Annotated in this window: 24 protein-coding genes; 20 read left to right on the top strand and 4 right to left on the bottom strand. The window is 62.9% G+C overall.

What is annotated here, in order from left to right:
• Nucleotides 1-15: 15 nt before the first annotated feature.
• From AABQ55_RS05480 to AABQ55_RS05445, 8 genes are all read left to right on the top strand, one after another.
• Nucleotides 16-258, top strand: a complete 243-nt coding sequence (locus tag AABQ55_RS05480) for a hypothetical protein (RefSeq protein WP_338341872.1) — start codon at nt 16-18, stop codon at nt 256-258.
• On the top strand, nt 255-512 hold the full coding sequence (locus AABQ55_RS05475; protein ID WP_338341871.1) for a hypothetical protein: 258 nt from the start codon (nt 255-257) through the stop codon (nt 510-512). Before AABQ55_RS05480 ends, AABQ55_RS05475 begins: the two co-directional genes overlap by 4 nt.
• A 191-nt stretch (nt 513-703) precedes the next feature.
• Nucleotides 704-1,105, top strand: coding sequence for a hypothetical protein (locus AABQ55_RS05470; protein ID WP_338341870.1), 402 nt, complete (start codon nt 704-706; stop codon nt 1,103-1,105).
• Nucleotides 1,102-1,446 (top strand): hypothetical protein, encoded by a 345-nt coding sequence (locus AABQ55_RS05465; RefSeq protein WP_338341869.1) that lies wholly within the window; start codon nt 1,102-1,104, stop codon nt 1,444-1,446. Before AABQ55_RS05470 ends, AABQ55_RS05465 begins: the two co-directional genes overlap by 4 nt.
• Before the next feature lie 121 nt (nt 1,447-1,567).
• Complete coding sequence (locus AABQ55_RS05460; RefSeq protein ID WP_338341868.1) at nt 1,568-2,083, top strand: hypothetical protein; 516 nt, start codon at nt 1,568-1,570, stop codon at nt 2,081-2,083.
• Nucleotides 2,084-2,209: 126 nt separating this feature from the next.
• Complete coding sequence (locus tag AABQ55_RS05455; protein ID WP_338341867.1) at nt 2,210-2,560, top strand: hypothetical protein; 351 nt, start codon at nt 2,210-2,212, stop codon at nt 2,558-2,560.
• Nucleotides 2,557-2,892, top strand: coding sequence for a hypothetical protein (locus tag AABQ55_RS05450; RefSeq protein WP_338341866.1), 336 nt, complete (start codon nt 2,557-2,559; stop codon nt 2,890-2,892). The genes AABQ55_RS05455 and AABQ55_RS05450 overlap by 4 nt, the downstream gene beginning before the upstream one ends.
• A gap of 2 nt (nt 2,893-2,894) precedes the next feature.
• Nucleotides 2,895-5,129, top strand: a complete 2,235-nt coding sequence (locus AABQ55_RS05445) for an AAA family ATPase (RefSeq protein WP_338341865.1) — start codon at nt 2,895-2,897, stop codon at nt 5,127-5,129.
• A 287-nt stretch (nt 5,130-5,416) separates the two neighbouring features.
• On the opposite strand, the gene AABQ55_RS05440 is transcribed toward AABQ55_RS05445, so the two are convergent.
• Genes AABQ55_RS05440 through AABQ55_RS05425 form a run of 4 tightly spaced genes read right to left on the bottom strand, consistent with a single transcriptional unit; the run spans nt 5,417 to nt 6,566 of the window.
• Complete coding sequence (locus AABQ55_RS05440; protein ID WP_338341864.1) at nt 5,417-5,722, bottom strand: hypothetical protein; 306 nt, start codon at nt 5,720-5,722, stop codon at nt 5,417-5,419.
• Nucleotides 5,723-5,724: 2 nt separating this feature from the next.
• Entirely contained in the window at nt 5,725-5,883 is a 159-nt protein-coding gene (locus tag AABQ55_RS05435) for a hypothetical protein (protein WP_338341863.1), read from the bottom strand.
• A 5-nt stretch (nt 5,884-5,888) separates the two neighbouring features.
• Nucleotides 5,889-6,164, bottom strand: a complete 276-nt coding sequence (locus AABQ55_RS05430; RefSeq protein ID WP_338341862.1) for a hypothetical protein — start codon at nt 6,162-6,164, stop codon at nt 5,889-5,891.
• A gap of 45 nt (nt 6,165-6,209) precedes the next feature.
• Nucleotides 6,210-6,566, bottom strand: a complete 357-nt coding sequence (locus AABQ55_RS05425) for a hypothetical protein (RefSeq protein WP_338341861.1) — start codon at nt 6,564-6,566, stop codon at nt 6,210-6,212.
• A 163-nt stretch (nt 6,567-6,729) separates the two neighbouring features.
• Between AABQ55_RS05425 and AABQ55_RS05420 the strand changes: the two genes are divergently transcribed.
• From AABQ55_RS05420 to AABQ55_RS05365, 12 genes are all read left to right on the top strand, one after another.
• Nucleotides 6,730-7,164, top strand: a complete 435-nt coding sequence (locus tag AABQ55_RS05420) for a hypothetical protein (RefSeq protein ID WP_338341860.1) — start codon at nt 6,730-6,732, stop codon at nt 7,162-7,164.
• A 502-nt stretch (nt 7,165-7,666) separates the two neighbouring features.
• Nucleotides 7,667-8,506, top strand: coding sequence for a glycoside hydrolase family 108 protein (locus AABQ55_RS05415; protein ID WP_338341859.1), 840 nt, complete (start codon nt 7,667-7,669; stop codon nt 8,504-8,506).
• Nucleotides 8,503-8,757 (top strand): hypothetical protein, encoded by a 255-nt coding sequence (locus tag AABQ55_RS05410; protein WP_338341858.1) that lies wholly within the window; start codon nt 8,503-8,505, stop codon nt 8,755-8,757. The genes AABQ55_RS05415 and AABQ55_RS05410 overlap by 4 nt, the downstream gene beginning before the upstream one ends.
• A gap of 87 nt (nt 8,758-8,844) precedes the next feature.
• The gene (locus tag AABQ55_RS05405; protein ID WP_338341857.1) at nt 8,845-9,282 is read left to right on the top strand and encodes a hypothetical protein; all 438 of its coding nucleotides are present in this window, start codon (nt 8,845-8,847) and stop codon (nt 9,280-9,282) included.
• The gene (terL, locus tag AABQ55_RS05400; protein WP_338341856.1) at nt 9,282-10,946 is read left to right on the top strand and encodes a phage terminase large subunit; all 1,665 of its coding nucleotides are present in this window, start codon (nt 9,282-9,284) and stop codon (nt 10,944-10,946) included. The genes AABQ55_RS05405 and terL overlap by 1 nt, the downstream gene beginning before the upstream one ends.
• Nucleotides 10,946-13,159: a hypothetical protein gene (locus tag AABQ55_RS05395; protein ID WP_338341855.1), complete on the top strand. Its 2,214-nt coding sequence runs from the start codon at nt 10,946-10,948 to the stop codon at nt 13,157-13,159. Before terL ends, AABQ55_RS05395 begins: the two co-directional genes overlap by 1 nt.
• 733 nt (nt 13,160-13,892) lie before the next feature.
• Nucleotides 13,893-14,912 (top strand): hypothetical protein, encoded by a 1,020-nt coding sequence (locus AABQ55_RS05390; protein WP_338341854.1) that lies wholly within the window; start codon nt 13,893-13,895, stop codon nt 14,910-14,912.
• 19 nt (nt 14,913-14,931) lie between these two features.
• Nucleotides 14,932-16,020 (top strand): phage major capsid protein, encoded by a 1,089-nt coding sequence (locus AABQ55_RS05385; RefSeq protein WP_338341853.1) that lies wholly within the window; start codon nt 14,932-14,934, stop codon nt 16,018-16,020.
• Nucleotides 16,021-16,085: 65 nt separating this feature from the next.
• Nucleotides 16,086-16,562, top strand: coding sequence for a hypothetical protein (locus tag AABQ55_RS05380; RefSeq protein WP_338341852.1), 477 nt, complete (start codon nt 16,086-16,088; stop codon nt 16,560-16,562).
• A gap of 48 nt (nt 16,563-16,610) precedes the next feature.
• The gene (locus tag AABQ55_RS05375; protein WP_338341851.1) at nt 16,611-17,222 is read left to right on the top strand and encodes a hypothetical protein; all 612 of its coding nucleotides are present in this window, start codon (nt 16,611-16,613) and stop codon (nt 17,220-17,222) included.
• 12 nt (nt 17,223-17,234) lie between these two features.
• Complete coding sequence (locus tag AABQ55_RS05370; RefSeq protein ID WP_338341850.1) at nt 17,235-18,038, top strand: phage adaptor protein; 804 nt, start codon at nt 17,235-17,237, stop codon at nt 18,036-18,038.
• Between the two features lie 3 nt (nt 18,039-18,041).
• Nucleotides 18,042-20,465, top strand: a complete 2,424-nt coding sequence (locus AABQ55_RS05365; RefSeq protein WP_338341849.1) for a hypothetical protein — start codon at nt 18,042-18,044, stop codon at nt 20,463-20,465.
• Nucleotides 20,466-20,467: the final 2 nt, after the last annotated feature.

Below are 20,467 nucleotides of genomic sequence, written 5' to 3'. Positions count from 1 at the left end.
CGAAAGGTGTATGAAATGACGAATGACAAAATCTGCATCTACGAGGACGGCCCGTGCCGTTGCGACACGAACCGGCTCTGCATGACGCCGCAGATCGAGGTCGACCTGTCGAAGCCGTCCTGGCTCGAAGTCTTCACGCCGATCTTCATGGCGTGCATCATGATCGCTTGCGTCGGCTCGATGGGCCTGGTCGTCGTGATCTCCGCCAACGAGGCGCTGCGCCAGGAGCGTCAGCTTGCGATGGATGCACGCCGATGAGCCGGGAGCATATTGCTGCACTTGTCGCCCTTCGCGACAAGGTCTCCGAAGAGTGCCTGAATGACGACGGGCGCTATTTTCTGGAGACCTATAACGACCTCACGCAATGCCATCACGGCGAGACCGGGAACTACAACAACCGGTTCGACGGAAAGGCAATCGCGATCCTGTGGAACCTATGGAAAACGGGTGCACTCGATCCGGTACTCGGTTCCGCCACATCATCATCTGGCACCGGGGGTGGCGATGCGTAGCACCCTCGTTACTCCTCGGAAACGGTCGTGCCCGCTGTGCGGCCATCTCGGCTTCGCGCGGACAGGCTCCGACTTCTACGGAAACCCATCCTTCGAATGCAACGCTTGCCGGCACGAGTGGTCGGCCGGGCGCGGGCCGCGACACGGCACATCGTTGGATCGCCCCTCCCATTTCGAGAAAGGCCAGGCCGATGAGTGACAGGCTCACCGAATGCCCTTGCACGACCATCGAGCAGGACGAAGATTGCCCGGTCGGCTACCCGTCGCTCCTCTGCGGAGCCTGCAAAGGCACCGGCTATACCGCCCCGGAAACCGTCGCCGCGCTTGCCGCAGAGATGTTGCGCGTCGCCAGCGACATGGGCGAGCCGGAAGACCCGTTCGCGGCGTGGGAGACGATCGACCTCATCAAGAGCCAGCACGGCCAGCTCCTCAAGGCGCTGACCGACATCCTGTCGAACCACGAAACGGCCGGGGCCGGCGCATCCATCTTCCAGTGCACGACGCAGCAGGTCGTGGCAGCGCGCGCCGCCGTCGCCAGAGCAACAACTGGATCCTACCCCTCCTCGCCCGAAACTCACGGAGACGACGCATGAAGACCTACGGCAAGCTGCACTGGTTCAGCGAGTGGAAGCCCGACAAATCGAACCTGGGGCATGCCCTCGAAGCCGGCCTTGTCTCCGGCGCGCTGACGCCGCTGATCGTCAAGGCGTCGTCCTTCACGCCGCCGGGTGCGTTCCTGCTCGCGTCGGCGCTCATGCTGGCGTGGTATTGGGGCCGCGAGAAGCGCGACTGCGAGACCGGCATGGATCTGCCGGCTGGTTCGCCCAAGGCGTGGCTGTTCATGTGGTGGCGGCCGAAAAACATCCTCGACATGCTCGGCCCGATCGCCGTCCATGTCCTCGCTTGGCTGATCTATCTGGAGGTCTTCGCATGATTTGTCTTGTTTCACGGCTGACAGCGGCCTGTGTTATCCTTCTGGCCGTCGCCGGCTGCACGTCCGACCGCGATGCGTGCGGCGATTGCTGGATCGGCGTGCAGCATATGGACCGCGCACGATGAGCACGCCGCAGCAACGCATCCGCGCGCTGGCGGAAAGCTCGAAGACGAGCGCCCACGCCTTCGTCGAGTTCTGGTGCCTGCAACGCGGCATCGACCGGGCCGCCCTGGTCGCCGCGAAGCGCTCGCGCGCCCGCACCGAGCTCTGCGCCGCGGTGAAGCACCAGTTCCCCTCGATCACCTGCACGCGCGTCGGCATGATGCTCGGCGTGCATTTCTCTTCCGTGCTCAGTGCCTGGCGCAAGGCCGGCATCCATGCCGCCAAGGTTCCGCTGGTCGTGACGCCGGAACTGCGGGTGGAGGTCGCGCGACTGCACGCCGCCGGCCTGACCGCGCGCCAGATCCGCGAAGAGACGGGCCTTTCCCATGTCGCCGTGTGGAAGCTGGTCAATCCGGACTACGAGGAACGCCAGCGGCAGCGCAAGAACGAAGCCAGCCGCAGGAGCGGCGAACGGGCGCGGGCGGCGCAGCAGAAAGCCCGTGAGGAAATCGCACGCCGCGCAAGTCGGATTTGACTTCCAACGTCGGCCGACATTGTCGTATGTTGTCGGCCACCCTGCACCGAAAACGGAAGAGCGGCGGCCCCAAGCAGAACCGCCGCTCCTCGACATGACCCTCGTAAACCGACGAAAGGCAAGGACATGACTACCAGAAATGATATTGGCTCGCAAGGATATTGCGGCTTTGTTGTCGGCCAACATGTCGTTTTCAAATTCGATTTCCCCGGACGGTATAAAGCGAAATGGGAGAAACGCGGCGTTCGGTTTCCGAGCGTCGGGACAGTCTATACGGTTCGCAAAGTCCTTATCGCTCCGAAGACCCGTGAAGTCGCTCTGCTGCTGAACGAAATACACAACCCCAGCATCACTTCGGCTGGCGTGCGCACGGAAGCCTTCTTCAAGGCCCGTCGGTTCCGCCCGCTCCAGAAGCTGAAGGTCGAGGATTTCCTGTCGGCCAAGACGCCCGTCGACGGCGAGCAGGTGCCGGCATGAGCGAGGTTTGGTATCGCTACTACGAGGTGCTTTACTCGCGCGGCTGTGACGAATGGGGCGACCCGCTACCCGGCGTCGGCAGGATCGCCGTCGAGCTCATGGAAATTCCCGTCTTGAAACGTACGCCCTGCGGCGCGTGGGTGGGTTATTCGGAGCACGACAAGAAGTTCGTCAATCTGAACTGGAACAAACGCTACGCGCTGCCGACGATCGCCGAGGCCCGCGCCAGCTACCGGGCGCGTAAGCGCCGCGAGATATCGTTGATGGAAGGCCGCGCCGCCGTTGCTCGCCGGGCGCTCGAAGCCGCAGAAAGCCAGTGGTCAAAAGAATGAACATGGTGACGACGAATTCATTTCTGCGGCTGGCCGCGCTCGGCTACAAGCGCCTGGTCCCGATTATTCCACCGAACGCCGAGATCTCCGAGACCTCGTCGCTGCATCGCCAGATCGGCAAGGCCACGGATCCCCGCGGCAAGGCCGTCGGCGTCAAGGGCCGCAACGGCAAATGGTACGGTTTCGACTGGCTGCCGCACGAGGCCAACGAAGATGATTATCACCGATACCACGGCATGGGTGCCGGCGTAGGCATCAAGACCGGCAACGGCCTCGTGCTGATCGACGCAGACACATCGAACCCGGACCACGCGCAGATCATCTACAACGCCCTGCGTGAGATCGTGCCGACCGTCTTCGTGCGCATCGGCAACAAGCCAAAGGCCGGCTACCTCGTGCGCACCGACGCCGATTTCCGGTATGTCCGGATCGAGTTCGGCGAGCGCGACGACAAGGGCCGGCTGCTCGATCGCGTCGAGATCCTGGCGGAGGGCCGGCAGTTCGTCGCCCTCGGCATCCACCCCAAGACAGGCAAGCCCTACGACTGGCCGATGGGCGTCCCGGCCTATGACGACGTGCCCTATATCTCCGGAGCCGATCTGACGGCCTTGCTGGAGCGCCTGCGCACGCTGCTGCCGGCAGCCTCGCCCATCGTCAAGGAAGGCGCGACGACCGACGTCAACCAGAACGCCCTGCGGGGCGAACTGGAGCGCGTCCGCGCCGCCGTGCGCGCCACGCCCAACACGTCCGATCTCTTCCCGACCCGCGAGGCTTACAGAGACTTCGGCTATGCCATCAAGGCCGCCCTGCCCGATAACCAGCACGAGGCCTTCGAGCTCTTCGAGGAATGGTGCGACCGGTGGACCGGCGGCACCAATGACCCGGACACCGTGCAGTCGGATTGGAAGCGGATGAAGCCGCCTTTCCGGCGCGGCGCGGGCTGGCTCTACGAGCTCGCCGACACGCATAGCCAGGGTGCCTTCACGACGGCCTGTGCTTTCTTCGACGACCTCGGCGAGGTCGAACAGAACCCCTTCGCGCAGCAAATTGAGCTAAATGCCCTTAAGGAAAAATCGAGCAAATTCGTCTTCCTGAATTTCGATGAAGCGGCCGAGGCCGCGAAAGCCGCGTCGAACCGGCCCCTCATCAAGGGCTTCATCGACCAGGGTACGATGAGCGTGGGCTACGGCGACAGCAACGTCGGCAAGACGTTCGTGTTCATGGATGTGGCCTATCACGTCGCCGCCGGCATCGACTATGCGGGCATGCGCACCACTCAGGCCCGCGTGGTCTATGTGGCCGCGGAGGGCGGCAACGGCGCGAAACGGCGCGTCCAAGCCCTGAAGGACAAATACGGTGCGCTGGCCGATCCGTCGGCCTTCCTGCTTCTCCCCTCGCCCGTGGACCTGCGCCGCGCCGATGCTGATCTAAATCCATTTCTGGAGGCGCTGCGCGCCATCGGCGCGCCAATCGGGCTGATCGTCGTCGACACGCTGTCCCGCGCGCTGGCGGGCGGCGACGAGAATTCCAGCGTGGACATGGGCGCGATCGTCAAGCATTTCGACGTCATCCGCAACGCGACGGGTGCGCATCTGATGATCGTGCACCACACGGGCAAGAACAAGGCCAACGGTGCGCGCGGCCATTCCCTGCTGCGGGCCGCGACCGATACCGAAATAGAGGTGGAAGAGGGGCAAATCGCCGTCACGAAGCAACGCGATCTGGAGCGGTCATGGTCGTCGGCCTTTGCCTTGGAAGTGCGCACGCTCGGCATGGACGAGGACGGAGACCGCATAACGTCGTGCACGGTGCGCCTGGTGCCGAAGGCCGAAGCAGAGGCCGAAGCGAAGAAAGGAGAGCCGACCATCGCCGAAGCGCGCGTATTGCGCGGGCTGGCTTATATCCTCGTCGGCTCATCGTTGCGGGGGCAAGGGGCTACCTTGGAACAACTTATGTCTAGCAGCGCGGAAATCCTGTCTGGCATGAACGCCGAACTTGTGCGCGCGCATCTGCGGAACCTGAAAATGAAAGGCCATGTAGCGCAACCGAAGCGCGGTTTTTGGGGATTACCTGACGGTGAGCTATCCAAAGCCATTCTGTCCGATCAGGACATCCTGTCCGAAGAAATGCCTCTCAATTCGGAAGATTTTGCGTCTTCCGAATTGAATTCCGCTCGGTCTTCCGGTCCGAAAAAGGAAGAAAGCGGAAGAAAACGGAAGACAGGCATTTTCGATTAAAAATCATTAGGTTAGCGCAAAGCGGAAGAAAACGGAAGAAACGGAAGATTGCCAAACCCAAATGCGAAATTCCGGAAGACCACCTTTATAGGTCTTCCGGATTGCGCAGGGCGGAATTTTTGAAGGTTCCGAATTGGGGAAAACAAGGCCGACACAAAGAAAAAGGCCGCCCTATTTGCGGGGCGGCCTTTTCAGTCGGTGGATAAGCCAGCGGACAAAATGTCCGAATAGGAGGGCCGGCGCGCTGACGATCAGGACGGTTAGCGCGCATAGGGCAAGGAACCAAATCATAGCTCCGCGTTCACGACCGCGCTGCGAGCGGCCATCTCATCGCGATACAAGAGCCCGGCAAGACTTTTTGCCGTGTTCGCGTCGGGCTGGAGTTCGTTATATGCGTCGCGTCCAAACCGCGTTGCCGTTCGCGTCGCTTCGTCCCAATGAGTGCACCCGGCGCGCCATTGTGTTCCGCGCGATGGTTTTGGCGTGAAAGAGTGACGGGCCAGATGGACTGGAACGGCGAACAGCGTCACGTTGTCGGGCATCTCGCATTTCCACCCGCCAGTGTTCTCGTCTTTGAGCCATGTGCGCGTCATGGTCAGATTTCCTTTCCGTCGCAAACCGCCTGCACGCCCTGCACGGACATGCATTCGTAGGTCTTGCCGTCTTTGTGCAGTTCCACCCAGTTGCCGCGCAGCGTGACGACAAAGCCGAATGCGCGGGCGTAGTCGTCGGCCCATTTCTGGAAGCTGTTCATGTCGGTCACTCCCCGCGCACGTAGAACGCAACGCCCTTGCTGTCGGCATCCGCCGAGGGCACCCACACGTAGCAGCTACCGCGTTCGAGCCCGCCGCCAAACCATGCACCATACCAGCCGAATTTCTTGGCAAGTGCCTCGGCGGCGCGATCATGGTTTGCGTCACAGTTCAGGGCATGGTCCCAATGGACCGTTACAGAACCCGCCTGTGCCGTGGCGCGAACGCGCGAGCCGCGGGTGTTGGTCGGGCCGAGGAATTTCGTTGTGATGGCTTGATACATGGTCGTTGGTTCCTTGTCGGTTTCGTCGGGCGTTAAGCTGGACATTTACGCTGCGCAACGAATACGGGGAGCATTGCAGAGCGTGGCGCGCGCTTCTGCGACTACGGTGCGCACCATGTCGGAAAAATAGCTTCCGTGGCCTTTTGCGTTCATGCCAATGTGGTCGCGGAAGGTTTCAATCTGGTCCGCGTAGTAGACCGATCCGCCGAGATAGTCGGCTGCGATCTCGACGCCGTCGAGCCATACTGACATTTTGCTGTCGAATGCGACCATGTCGCCGCAATCGAGCGCGGCTTGGATTGATCCGTCTTCGTCGTCGCCGTCATAGCGATAGCCGGCATCAATCTCGATTTGCCATTTGACGGTGAAACGTGCGGTCTTAAAGGTCCAGAGAGTTTCCATTCGCCGTTGTTCCTTCGGTGTTTGGTTTGTATGTCTGTTGTATGTCATACACGACATACATTGTCAATAAGGAAAAATTTGCAGAAGGACACTTTGTCCGTTATGCTCATGTCGAGCAAAAGGCAAATAGGCAGGTGGAAGAATGCCCCAAAAAGGCGGTCAAATGACCTACGCAGAGAGACGTATCGCCGAAGTTATGGCTGAGACCGGAAACCGCAAGTTTGCGGCTAGCGAGGCGAAAGTTTCGTATTCGTCGGGAGCCGTGGACAAGGCTATGCAGCGTCCGGCAGTCCTGAACGAGATCGCACGCATCCAGACGGAAAAGCTCTTCAGCGAGCTTCTGCCGCTGGCTGTGCGAGTGCACGCTGAGATCCTGGCCGATCCGAAAGCGCCTGCCGGCGCGCGTGTTCAGGCCGTCAAACTGGCCTATGACCGCACGCTCGGCGCGCAGGACGGCGCACAGGCGAAAGAGCCGCACGAGATGACGGCGGAAGAGATCGCGGAAGCTATCGGCAAGCTTGAAGCTATCGCCATCGGGCGCGCAAAAACCGTCGAAAGTGCGCAACCAGTGCCCAACTATGGCGATATGTTCTCATAATATCAATGACTTGCACTGTATTGATTAGACAGTTACCCGGCTCGGCGACCCATGCGCCGGGCCGCTCGGCGGGTAGGGCCGGACCCCACCCCTGGCGGTAGTCCGATCGTCGAGCCGGAGACTGCACCGGACGCGCACAGAAAAATTCGACCCAAAAATCGAAACGGACGTCTTGTCCTGACAGCCGAAAAGCCCGAACCGGTCCCGAAAGGTCGGTTTGGTCATCACCCCTGACGCCTCGAATATCAGGGCTTGTAGGCCGGAAAGGTCAATTTGGTCACCGCCTGTCGTTCGCATACGGAGCGCTTGACAAGCGACCCGACAACGGCCAACATTCAGGCCGTCCGGTGAGTTTTCCTCCCTGTTCCGCCGGATGTTCGTGCTGAAGGCTTGATCGCTGGAGCCGCTGCGTCCGCAACGCGCAGCGGCTCTTGCCATTTCCGCGCCGTGTCTGTAGGTTGTCGGCAGACATAAGCCAGCAACGCCCGACACGAGGACACGCATGATCGACCGGTTTCAGCAGGCGGATGAGCGGGTCAGCGTTCACGAGGGCGGATACGTCAACCACCCCAAGGACCCCGGCGGCGCGACGAACCGCGGCGTCACGCAGCGCGTCTATGACGACTATCGCCGCCGCAACGGCCTGCCCGTCCGCTCCGTTCGCCAGCTGAACGAGACCGAGCGGCTGGCGATCTACCGCGGCAGCTACTGGCACCCGATCAAAGGCGACCAGTTGCCGCCCGGCGTCGGTTACGTGGTCTATGACGGGGCCGTCAATTCGGGCGTCGCGCAGTCCGTGAAGTGGCTCCAGCGCGCGCTCGGTGTCAAGGTCGACGGGATGATCGGCCCGACGACGCTGGCCGCTGTGTGCGACCATCCCGACCACGACAAGCTCATCGCGGCGATCTGCGAGCGCCGGATGGCGTTTCTGCGGGCGCTGAAGACGTGGCCGACGTTCGGCAAGGGCTGGACGCGCCGCGTGAACGAGGTGCGCGCCACCGGCCAGGCATGGGCGAAGAAGGGCACTGTCGGCCACATTACCGCCGCCTACGTCCCCGGCGGCGAGGCGAAAGCCCGCGTCGAGGACGCCAAGCCCGCGCCGGTCAAGGCAGTGGCCGACGCGGCGACCGGCGGCGGTCTCGCCTCGGGCGGCCTCGCCGAAGCCATCCGCCAGGCGCAGGAACAGATCACGCCGCTCGCCGGCTCCTCCAGCTTCATCAACAGCGCCATCGCCGCCCTGGCGGTATCGGCCGTCGTCCTGACGGTCGGGGGCCTTGGCTGGCGCTGGTACGCGGCGCGCAAGCAGCGCCAGCGTGCCGATGCGCTCGATCTGCCGGCATGATCCCGCTGCCCTACAAGGTCGTCGCCGTTTTCGCCGTGCTCGGCGCGGTGGCGATCGGCAGCTACATGAAGGGCCTGTCGAGCGGACGGATCGAGCAGCTTCAGGACACGGTCGAGGCCTACGAGAAGAGGAAAGGGATCGACGATGAGGTTTCGGGCGTTGATCGGTATCGCGTGTGCGTTGACCTTGGCGGGCTGCCAGACGAATGCCAGCAATTGCGCGGGCTGGACGAAACCGCCGAAGATCAATGATCCCGTGAACTTCGTGCTGAAGGAAGAGCCGATCGCCCGGTGGGTGCTGTCGACCGACCGCTACGGCAAAGCGCAGAAATGCTGGAAATGACGAACGACAACGCGGACAACGCTATGCCCATCGTCTTCGAGAAGGCCCGTCTGAACGTCTTCAATCTCGCCGGTTTCGCCATTGTGGCGATGATCAACGTGGCGGGCGGCGCGATCGTCTGGACGAACCTCAACCGGGACGTTGCCGAGATCCGCGACGCGCAGCAGGACCGGGCGACGGTCTCCGACAGGAATTTCGCCGACATCCGGGCGCAGATCCAGCCCATCCCGCAGCTGCGTTTCCAGCAGGATCAGCAGGCCGTCCAGATTGCCGAACTGAAGGCGCAGATGGCCGCGCTTCTGGAGCGTTTCGGGACCAAGCTCGACACGCTGAACGACAGCGTGAACAGCGTGCGCACTGAGGTCCGCGTCCTGGCGCAGGAGGTGCGCAGCAACGCCGAGAAAAAGGCGCACCCGACGGGTTTCACGCCCTGATGTCCGGCGCAGATCGCATCAATCCGAAAACCGGAAAGCGCGTCTCTTGGGAGCGCGAGCAGGCCGCGCTGAAGGCGGCTGAGACGGCCGACGTCGAGCTTCACAAGCAGATCGGGTTGCTGAAGCGCCAGCAGAAGGCCCTTCAGGCGCGCACCGCCTTCATGCCGTTCATCAAGATCACCTCGCCGGACCCGGCCGATCCGAATGACGTCGAGAAATCGAGCTACAAGGACGCGAAGCATCACCGCGCCGTGGCGAAGGTGCTCGAAGCGATCATCAACGAGGAGGTCGAATACACCTTCGTCATCCTGACGATGCCGCCGCGGCACGGAAAATCGGAGCAAGTTTCCCGCAAGCTGCCCGCCTGGCTGATCGGCCGTTTTCCGCATCAGCACGGCGTCGTGGCGACCTACAACGACGATTTCGCCGCCGATTTCGGCAAGGACGTGCGCACTATCGTCAAGACGCCGCAGTTCCGGCAGGTGTTCCCGAACGTCTCGCTCGTGCGCGGCGGCTCGGCCTCCGACAAGCTGATCACGACGGCCGGCGGCAAGTGGGCTTTCGTCGGCCGCGGCGGTTCGCTGACCGGCCAGGGTGCGCACGTCCTGATCCTCGACGACCTGATCAAGGACGCCAAGGAGGCGTCGAGCCAGGCAATCCGCGACCAGGCATGGGACTGGTTCACGAAGGTCGCCATGACCCGTCGCATGGGTCGCAAGATCGTCATCATGACGTTCACACGCTGGCATTCCGACGATCCGATCGGCCGTCTCACGGATCCGGAAAACCCGCACTACAACGCCAAGCTGGCGAAGAAGATCAAGATCATCAACATCCCGGCGATTGCCGAGGACGACGATCCGCTCGGCCGCAAGCCGGGCGAACCGCTGTGGCCGGACGGCCCGGATCGCTTCGATCTGGAATTTCTGGAGGAGCAGCAGAGCCTCGATCCGCTCGGCTTCGCCGCGCTCTACCAGCAGCGGCCGTCGCTGCTCGACGGCGATCTCTTCAAGCGCGAGAGCATCCGGTTCTACAAGCCGGACGAATTGCCGGAAGACCTGCGCATCTACGGCGCGAGCGACCACGCCGTCGCGACAGGCCAGCGCAACGACTTCACGGTCCTGCTGAAGATCGGCGTCGACAAGCAGTCGAACATCTACCTGCTGGAGTGCGACTGGCGGAAGATGAAATCGGACGTCGCCACGGAAGCCATGCTGGACATGTGCCGCGGCGACCAGCGCCCGCTCCTGTGGTGGGCGGAAAAGGGTCACATCTCGAAGTCGATCGGCCCTTTCCTGCACAAGCGCATGCTGGAGACCGGCATCTTCATGAACATCCGCGAAGTCACGCCGGTCGCCGACAAGGCGCAGCGCGCGCAGTCGATTGTCGCCCGCGTCGCCATGGGCAAGGTCTTCTTCCCGCAGGGCGCGTTCTGGACCGAGAAGGCCATCGCGCAGATGATGGCTTTTCCGAACGGCACGCATGACGACTTCGTCGATGCGCTGGCCTATATCGGCCTCGGCCTGCAAAGCCAGTTCGCAGCGAGCGACAAATCTGGTAGAAAGCGAAAAGAGACGCCCGAATTCGGGACATTGGCCTGGGTGAAACTGGCCGACAGATGGCAAAATGAGCAGCGCGCGATCCAGATGGCTGGGGGCTTTTGATGTTTGTGGGTGAAATGACGGACGACATTGCCGGACAGCCGGACGGCGCGGCCCTCCCCGACGAGAACGTCGACGAGAAGAACCCGACGCCCGCCGAGAGCGAACGCCGCCTTGTCGCCGCGATCATCCAGAGCATCAAGGAGGACAAGCGCCACCACGAGAAGGCGTTCCGCCGCATGAAGCGTGACATGCACGTCGCGATGTGGGGAGCCGAGAAGGAATGGGGCGAAGGGAACTACAAGGCGAATATCATCGGCCGCCACGTCAAGATGAAGACGGCCGCGCTCTACGCCAAGAACCCGAAAGCCGTCGCGCGCCGCCGCGAAACGCTCGACTACCAGATTTTCGACGAGAACCCGGCTTCGCTCGAACTGGCCTTTCAGACGATCCAGATGGGCCAGATGGCGATGCAGCAGGCGCAGGCCATGTCCTCCGTCATGCCGGCCGACCCGCTCACCGGCCAGCAGCCGCTGATGGAGCCGCAACTGCCGCCGGGCTTCATGGAGGCGCAGGCGCTGATCGCCGACTTCCAGCAGGGCTATGCGCGCCGCCAGCAGATCGCCAAGATGGGCAAGACGCTGGAGATCCTGTTCGCGCAGGCGATGCGCGAGCAGAAGCCGCTCGATTTCAAGCGCGGCATGAAGCAGGTCGTCCGGCGCGCCATCACCGCCTGCGTCGGCTATGTGGAAATCGGCTTCCAGCGCGAGACCGGGCCGCGTCCCGGCATGCAGGAGAAGTTGGCCGACGCCCGCGCCCGGCTCGATCATCTGCGCAACCTGGCCGAACAGGTCGGCGAAGGCGAGATCGGGCAAGACGACGCTGAGATGGCCGAGCTTGAAGCATCGATTGCGCAGTTGCAGTCGGAGCCGGAAATCGTGCTGCGCGAAGGCCTGATCTTCGATTTTCCGCAGGCCACCAAGGTCATTCCGGATCGGCTTTGCAAGTATCTCGACGGTTTCGTCGGCGCGGGGCATATCACGCTCGAATACGACTATTCGGTCAGTGAGGTACGTGAGATTTTCGGCGTCGACCTGACGGACAGCGCCACGAAATACGCTGCTGCAAACGGCTCCGGATCGGTCTATGAAGCCAGCAATGTCATGGACGACGAATACGAGTGGGGGCCGTCGGAACGCAAGAAGACAGATATGGTGCGCGTCTGGAAGCGCTACGACAAGCCGTCCGGCCTCGTCTATTACCTCGCCGACGGCCACCAGGGTTTTTTGCGACCGCCTGCCGCACCTGATATCTTCGTTGAAGATTTCTGGCCCGTCTACGCGCTCACCTTCAACGCCGTCGAAAGCGAGGAGGAGCTTTTCCCGCCGTCGGACGTCACGCTGTTGCTGGACATGCAGCGCGAATACAATCGGTCGCGGCAGGGCCTGCGGGAGCATCGCAACGCGGCACGGCCGCGGTGGGTCTACGCGAACGGCGCGTTCGCCGACGAAGACGATCCGATGATGCTTGCGAACCTGCGTCCGCTTCAAATGCTAGGGCTGAACATCGACCCGCAGACGGACATCAAAACGGTGCTCCAGACGATGCCCGTGCCCGGCGTCGACCCGAACCTCTACGAGACCGGGCAGACCTTCACCGACATGCAGCTGGTCGGCGGCAGCCAGGAAGCGAACTACGGCGGTGTCGCCAAGGCGACGGCCACCGAGAGCGCGATCGCGGCCAACGCGACGAACGCTTCCGACGCCTCCTCGATCGACGATCTGGACAGCTTCCTGACGGTCATCGCCCGCGCATCCGGTCAGGTGCTCCAGCGCGAGATGTCGCCGGAAAAGGTCGTTGAGGTCGTCGGCCCCGGCGCGGTGTGGCCGGAGATGACGCTCGCCGAGATCGCGGGCGAAATCTTTCTTGAGGTAGAGGCCGGCTCGACGGGCAAGCCTAATCAGGCTGTCGAGGTGGCGAATATGCAAAAGTTACTGCCTCTTTTGATCCAGATACCTGGCGTAGAGCCGACGTGGCTGGCAAAGGAGGTCATCCGGCGTATGGACGACCGGATCGATATCACGGAAGCGATCGCTGCCGGGATACCTTCGATTGCTGCGATGAACCAACAGCGGCAGACTACTAGCGCGATGCCACAAGACGACCCGAACAATCAGGGTGCGCAGGGCGCAAATAATGCGCCAAAACCGGATCGCGAAGGAGGGTCTGGTCCTGCGTTTGGGTCTAATCAGACGGAGCCCGCGTTAGTGTCATGACGAAAGGTGTCGGCTGTATATACGGCATATATTCGCGTTTGGCGGGACGCATAGTTTACGTTGGGCAAACACGCCAATCGCCAAATGCGAGATGGGCGCAGCATAAACAGCGGCACACGCCGCTTGCGCGGCAACTTCGCGCGACCGGCATCGAGTTTTTCAGCTTTCATGTACTGGAGGAAGCTCCGGTTGGCGAGCTAAACGCGCGTGAGTGCCATTGGATTGACAAGCTTGATACTATGCACCCGCAAGGTTTGAACCATAAACCGGGAGGGCGAGCGAAAGGTACTTCAGCGAGAGTCAAACAAAAACTATCGGCCACGAGTAAAGCAGCGTGGGGCGATCCCGCTCACAGGGAAAAGCAGAGGGTTAGCCGAAAGGAAAAATGGGCCGATCCCGAGCATAAAGCTAAGATGGCTGCGATCAGGAAAGCTACGTGGGCCGCACCGGGGTTCCGCGAAAAGATGAGAGTGGCGCGGCAGGATAGCTATCAAGATCCCGTAAGAAGAGCGTCACAAGCAGCGGCCATGCGAAACAAATGGGCGGATCCGCAATATAAGGCGGATGTCGGCAGTAAGATAGCAGCGGCCATAGGGGCGAGCGAAAAATTCAAACAAGGCCAGTCCCGACGCGCAAAACGGCGACATAGCAGCAATCAAGCGTAGGTTTTGCCGACCTACACTTGCGACAATGATCCGCATGCAGTAAACCTAACCGACCGAAAGGAACGAATATGCCCTCTTTGGACGATCAAATCGACGACACGAACTCGTCCATCGTGTCCGATATCGACGATGCAGTTGCCGGGGGCGATTTTCCCGCTGGCGATACTGCGGCCGCGGCCTCGTCACCCGCTGAAGGCGAACAGGACGCCGATCTGCTTTCCGTTGTCCGCGACGTGGTCAAGGAAAGCCGGGGGCAGACTGACCCGGCCTCGCCAGCCGAAGGTGAACAAGGATCGGAAGCAGCCGCATCCGCCGATGACGACGAGTTTGCCGACGTGCCGTTCAACCGGCACCCGCGCTTCAAACAGGTCGTCAAGGAACGCCGCGAGTTCAAGGAGAAGCTGACCGCCATGGAGCGGGAAGTCGAACCGCTCCGGCAGGATGCAGAGCGCTACCAGAACGTTGTCGGGTTTCTCGACGATGCGGGACTGAGCTCGGAAGAAGCCGCGGACATGCTCACGATTGGCGGTCTCATGAAGACCGACCCCGTCGAAGCGTGGAAGCGGATGAAACCGACCATCCAGAACCTGCTCATCGCGGCCGGCGAGGTTCTGCCCGACGATCTCCAGCAGCGCGTTTCCACCGGGGAGCTCTCCAAGGAAGCTGCGATCGAGATCGCACGGGCCAAGGCGTCCGTAGCTTCCGTGCAGCGCCAGCAGTCGTTCCGCGAGCAGCGCGAGCAGCGCACGTCTCAGCAGAACAGCGTGCGGTCGATGCAGCAGGCCGCCAGCGATTGGGAGACCGATCGCGTGCGCAAGGATCCGAACTTCGCCGCCAAGTTGCCCGACATCCAGCGGGAGGTCGTTTACCTCCAGCGGACGGAAGGCGTGCCGACCACAGCCGAAGGCGTGAAGGATCAGCTGGCAAAGGCATACAAGACGGTCAACGACCGCTTCAAGCCCGCGCAGCCGGCCCCGCAGCCTAAGCAGGCGGTACGCCCCGTGATGGGCGGGCAGGTCGCAGGAAACCAGCAGCCGGCGGAAATGTCGACGCTCGATATCATTCGGGCAAACCGCCGCGCTTCGTGAGCAACAAGGATAGCCTCAGATGGCTTTTACCGCAGACGAAATCGCCAACATCAACAACACGACGCTGAAGCAGTACCTGAACAAGGGCACGCTCTTCAAGCAGAACGTCCAGAACAAGCCGATGCTGGATGCCTTCAACCGCACCGCGGGCAGCTTTGCCGGCGGCAACGGGTTTCAGGTGTCCATCGGCGTGAAGTCCGGCCAGGGCGGCGGCTCGCTTCAGGGTTACTCGGGTGACGACAAGGTCTCCTACTACAACCCGGCAACGGCCAAGCGCGTCGAGTACACGGGCAAGGAGCACCATATCGGCACGGTGATGACCTTCTCCGAGCTCAAGCAGAACGGCATCGAAGTCACCGAGGACGGCACCGACCAGAACACGAACCTCGTCGACGGCCGCGAGGAGATCGCGCTGGCGAATGTGCTGGACGAGAAGAACGACGACCTCGGCGAAGACTACGCCAAGTCGCTCGATCTCCTGCTGCATCAGGACGGCTCCTCGGACGCCAAGGCGCTCGCCGGCATCCAGTCCATCCTGCTCGCGAACCCGCTCTCGGGCCTCACGGGCGGCCTGAACCGCGCGATCTATCCCTGGTGGCGCAACCGCGCTGCAACGGCCGCCTACGCGGGCGTCGGCGGCCAGGGCGCGATCACGGTCAACCCGGCCAACGGCGGCGCGCTCGCCGCGTTCCTCGACACCGAGATCCGCCAGCTGAAGCGCTATTCGCGCGGTGGCGTCTCGTGGAAGTGGTTCGCCGGCTCGGCCTTCATCGACGGCTACAAGATGGAGCTGCGCGCCAACGGCTACTCCGCGGGCGATTGGGCCTTCAACGACAACGTTCCGGACGGCTCCATGAAGGATCCGAAGCACGCCGGCAACCCGATCATCTACGATCCGACGATGGATGATCTCGGTCTGTCCAAGCGTTGCTACGTCATCGCCATGGGCAAGAACGGTATCCAGCTTCTGTACTTCAACGGCAAGCGGATGCAGCGCCACGCCCCGGCACGGCCGTATGACCGCTACACCATGTACAACGGCATCACCACGACCGCCGTCATGGTCGCCCGCGCGCTCAACACGTCCGCCGTGTATGATATCGCGTAAGACGAGACCCGACACGGGGCGCTGACCGCGCCCCGCCTTTTCTCACTGAACACGGAGCTACGCTCATGGGCGCTCTCGCAAATACCTCGGCGGTTCTCGCCTCCGCAGTCACGGACAGCAACACGGTCACTGTCGCCTATCCCGCCGGCAAGACGCAGGGCGATCTGATCGGCAGCACGGGCGGTCGCGTCGTCATCAACAACAACGATGCCTATCCGCAGGCCGGGTCCGGCGCAGCCGTGGCCTTCACCTTCGGATCGTCGAACATCACGATCACCAACAACACGGGCGTGACGTGGGCGGCGGGTTCGACCCTGCTCGCCAGCTTCGGCGACAACACGGAGGACGGCTCGTACAACCCGGATATCCGCGTCGACGCCATCGTCCCGCTGACGGCCGCCACCGGCACGACGGGCGACACGGTCGCCGACGTCGGCGGCGCGTTCGCGCAGGCCACCCTGAACAACAACTTCAAGGTGCTCGCAGACAAGCAGAACGAGGTCATCGCCGCGCTGAAGGCGGCCGGCATCCTCGTCAAGTAAACCGGGCGGGGCTTCGGCCCCGTCGATCTCCACCGGAAGGAACTCGACATGCAGACCGCAAATGTAATGCTCGCGATCGGCGGTGACGCCAAGAACACGGTCCCGAAGTACGGCGTGACGGCCGCCGAGGTCGCCGTGCTTCGCTACATCCACGGCGAGGATGCCGTCTTCGACATCGAGGTGAAGGGCAGCGTCGAGCGCACCCATCGCCAGGAAATCGGCCGGCTGACCGAAGTCTACGGCCGCCAGGAAGGCGAGCGCCGCGTCTCGCCCGCCGTCGCCGATCTCTATCCGGGCGCGGCCGCCCGCGTCTTCGAGACGTTCGACGAGCTTGAACTGCCGGATGAGCTCTACGCAGCCGCCGGCCGCAAGGTCGCCGCGCCGGCCAAGACGAAGAAGGAAACGGCCGCCCCGGTCGCCGATGACGACGGTCTCGACGCCATGAAGGTCAAGGAGCTTCAGGCACTCGCCGGGGCCGAAGGCGTCGATCTGACCGGCGTCACCAAGAAGGACGACATCGTCGAGGCCATCCGCCTGCACCGCGCGCAGCCGGCGCAGCCGGCGCAGCCGGAGGACGAAGGTGCTGACGATGGCGACGCAGAGGATGGCGTCGGCGAAATGAACGACGAGTTCTCCGGCGAGAACAACCTCTTCAAGTAAAGGCATGGCGGCATGGCCCGGAACACGACGCTCGTAAAGCTGCTCGACCTGTACCGGGCCGAATGCCGCCTGTCCTTCAATCCGGCGCACAACGCGCAGGACCGGGACCGCCAGATCATCCATCTCCAGCGCACGCAGGAGTGGCTGTGGGAGGACTACGACTGGCCGTTGCTGCGCGTCGACCGCACGATCTTTCTGGCAGCCGGCCAGCGCTACTACGATCCGCCGGGAGACATGGCGATTGACCGCATCAGCCATATCGAGGTTTACCGCGACCAGGCATATTGCCCGCTGCGCCCCGGCATCGACGCCCGCCACTTCACGACGTTCAACAGCAACCTTGACGAACGGCAGTGGCCGCCGCAGCGCTGGCGGATCACCGAGGATGAACGGATCGAGATCTGGCCGATCCCCGACACCGACGGCGATCCCGACACGCTCGAAGGTACGCTGAAGATCACCGGCATCAAGAACCTTCAGCAGATGGTCGCCGACACCGACCGCGCGACGCTTGACGACAGGCTGATCGTGCTCTACGCCGCGGCGGAATTTCTTGCCAGCAAGGGCGACAAGAGCGCCAGCCACAAGCTTGAACTGGCAAAGGCGCGCTACGGCAAGCTGCGCGGCGCGCAGCAGCCGCGCCGCGTTTTCAACATGTTCGGCTGCGGCCAGCAGAGCGGCGTCAAGCGCGTTCCGTTCGGCGTTTATAACGAGCGGAACGTCACGATCGTCCAGCCGCCGCTGCCGCCGAGCCCCGGCGACGAGTTCATCCTCACCTTCGACGATGGCGACGAAGTCATCGGCACCGGATCGTGATCCATGGGAACGATATGGGTCCGAGAGTTCACGGGCGGGCTTGACACCCGGCGCATGGAGGAGACGACCTCCGGCGGCGCGCTCGTCGTCGCCAAGAACGGCCATATCTCGCGCGGCGGCGAGTTCGAAAAGCGTGCCGCCTTCGTTCCCGAGTACACGCTCCCGGCCGGTACGGTCGGCCTTGCCGCGGCGGTCGACAAGCTCGTCGTGTTCGGCAGCGGGCCGACGCCAGGCGGTCTCCCTGCCGACGTCCGCTATCAGCGCTTGCAGCATCCGAACGGTGTCACGCCGCTAGTCCGCATCCGCTCCTACGACCTCTTTTCGTCGACCCTCTACGTTGTCGGCGAATTCGAGGACGGCTCGATCTTCCATTTCTTCTACGGCATCCGTGTCGACGACTGGTACGACGGCCGCGCCCGCGCTTCGTTCGACGTCACGGGCGGAACGGTCGTCGGCGCGGTCGCCGCGACCGGCTCCTTCACGATCACGGGCGGAACGAGCGATCCTGCGAACACGATCGACGACATCACCGTCGGCGGCATCTCCATTATCGGCGCGCCGATCGAACACACAGGCGACGACGCCGGCACGGCAACGGCCGTCGCCGCGGCGATCAACCTCTTCACGTCCATCCCCGACTACACGGCGGTCGCCGTCGGCGCGACGGTGAATATCACGGCGGCAACGCTCGGCTCGGCGGCGAACGGCCGCGTCGTGTCGGTCCTGCCGACGGGCGACGTCACGGTCGGATCGATCGTGAACATGGCCGGCGGCGCGAACGGCACGACCTCGCAGATGACCAACATCAGGGTCAACGGCGTCCCGATCATGGGCGCGCCGGTTCTGTGGGCGACCTCCAACGAGAACACCGCCGCTCTCCTCGCCGCGGCGATCAACGCCTACGTTTCGACGCCCGACTACACGGCAACGGCCGTCGGCGCGACCGTCAACATCGCCGCCGTCGATGTCGGCACCGCCGCCAATGGCTTTCCGGTCGATTTCACCCTGGCGAACGGCTTCACGGTGTCGCCGTCGTCCGGGCTGGTACTGGCCGAAGGCGCGTCGGGTAAGGCCGTGGCGGCGACCGGCTCCTTGAGCGTTCTCAGCGGCAATCCCGGCTCCGGTAACCAGATCAACATGGTGACGGTCGGCGGTGTGAACATCATGGCCGGACCCGTGCCGTTCACCGGCAACGTCGTCACCACGGCGTGGGCGATTGCGCAGGCCATCAACACGCATGCGTCCACGCCGGACTATACCGCTACCGTGACCGGCGCGACGGTGAACATCACCGCGGCCGTGCCCGGCGTTGCGGCGAACGGGCGTGTCATCGCCGCATCGACCTCGGGCTCGGTCGGCATCGGCTTGATCGAGAACATGTCCGGCGGCGCGGACGGCGCGTTCCAGCCGGGCGCATTCGTCAAGACCGCCGGCAAGAAAATCTACTCGACGTCCGGTTCCGTGCTCCATTTTTCCGGCATCAACGCGCCGACGAAGTGGTCGACCGACAATGTCGGCGCAGGCTTCATCGACATGGCGTCCGAGACGTCCGGCTCCGAAAAGCTGACGGCAATCGCGAAGTATCAGGACAAGTTGGCCGTCTTCGCCGAACGCACGGTTCTGGTCGAGTATGTGGATCCCGATCCGGCGCTGAACCGCCTCGCACAGACGCTCAACAACACGGGCACCTTGTCGCCCAAGAGCGTGACGCAATTCGGCGACAACGACATCTTCTATCTCGACGAAAGCGGCCTGCGATCGCTGAAGGCGCGCGACAGTTCGAACGCGGCCGCCACAACGGATATCGGCGTGCCCGTCGACACGCTCGTGACGAAGAAGCTCACCGAACTGTCACTCGCGGAGCGGGAGGCCGTCATCGGGGCGATCGAGCCGCGCGATGGCCGGTTCTGGCTCGCGATGAAGGATATCATTTTCGTTTTCAGCTTCTTCAATGGGGCGAAGGTCAGCGCGTGGTCCACTTATGAGCCGAGCTACTATTCCGGATCGACCAAGATCAATTTCAACGTCGAAGAACTGGTCGTTTTCAACCGGCGCGTCTTCATTCGTTCCGGCAACCGGATTTTCTCCTACGGGGGCCAGGCTGCCGCACTGGCTTATGATGCGACTGTCGCCGAAGCCTGGCTACCCTATCTGGACGCGAACACCCCGACACAGGACAAGACCTTCACGGGCGTCGACGCTGCACTTGAAGGCGAATGGGAGACGTCGGTGGCGCTGGAGCCCACGAACCGCGCCGCCGAAGACACGGTCAGCCGCGAAACAGAGACGACATTCAACAGTCTAGGCCGGCCCGGTCTCGGTCGCTCCACGCATATCAGCATGCGCTTCCGGACAACCGGAAGCACCTATGCGCGCCTCAGTTCCGTCGTCATCCACTACGAGGGCGAGGACATTGAGGATAAGTGACC

It is taken from the genome of Shinella sp. WSD5-1 (genome assembly GCF_963942435.1).
In the GTDB taxonomy this organism is placed as follows: Bacteria; Pseudomonadota; Alphaproteobacteria; order Rhizobiales; family Rhizobiaceae; genus Shinella; species Shinella yambaruensis.
Note: the sequence above shows the minus strand (reverse complement) of the source record. Positions and strands in the feature narration are given on the sequence as shown.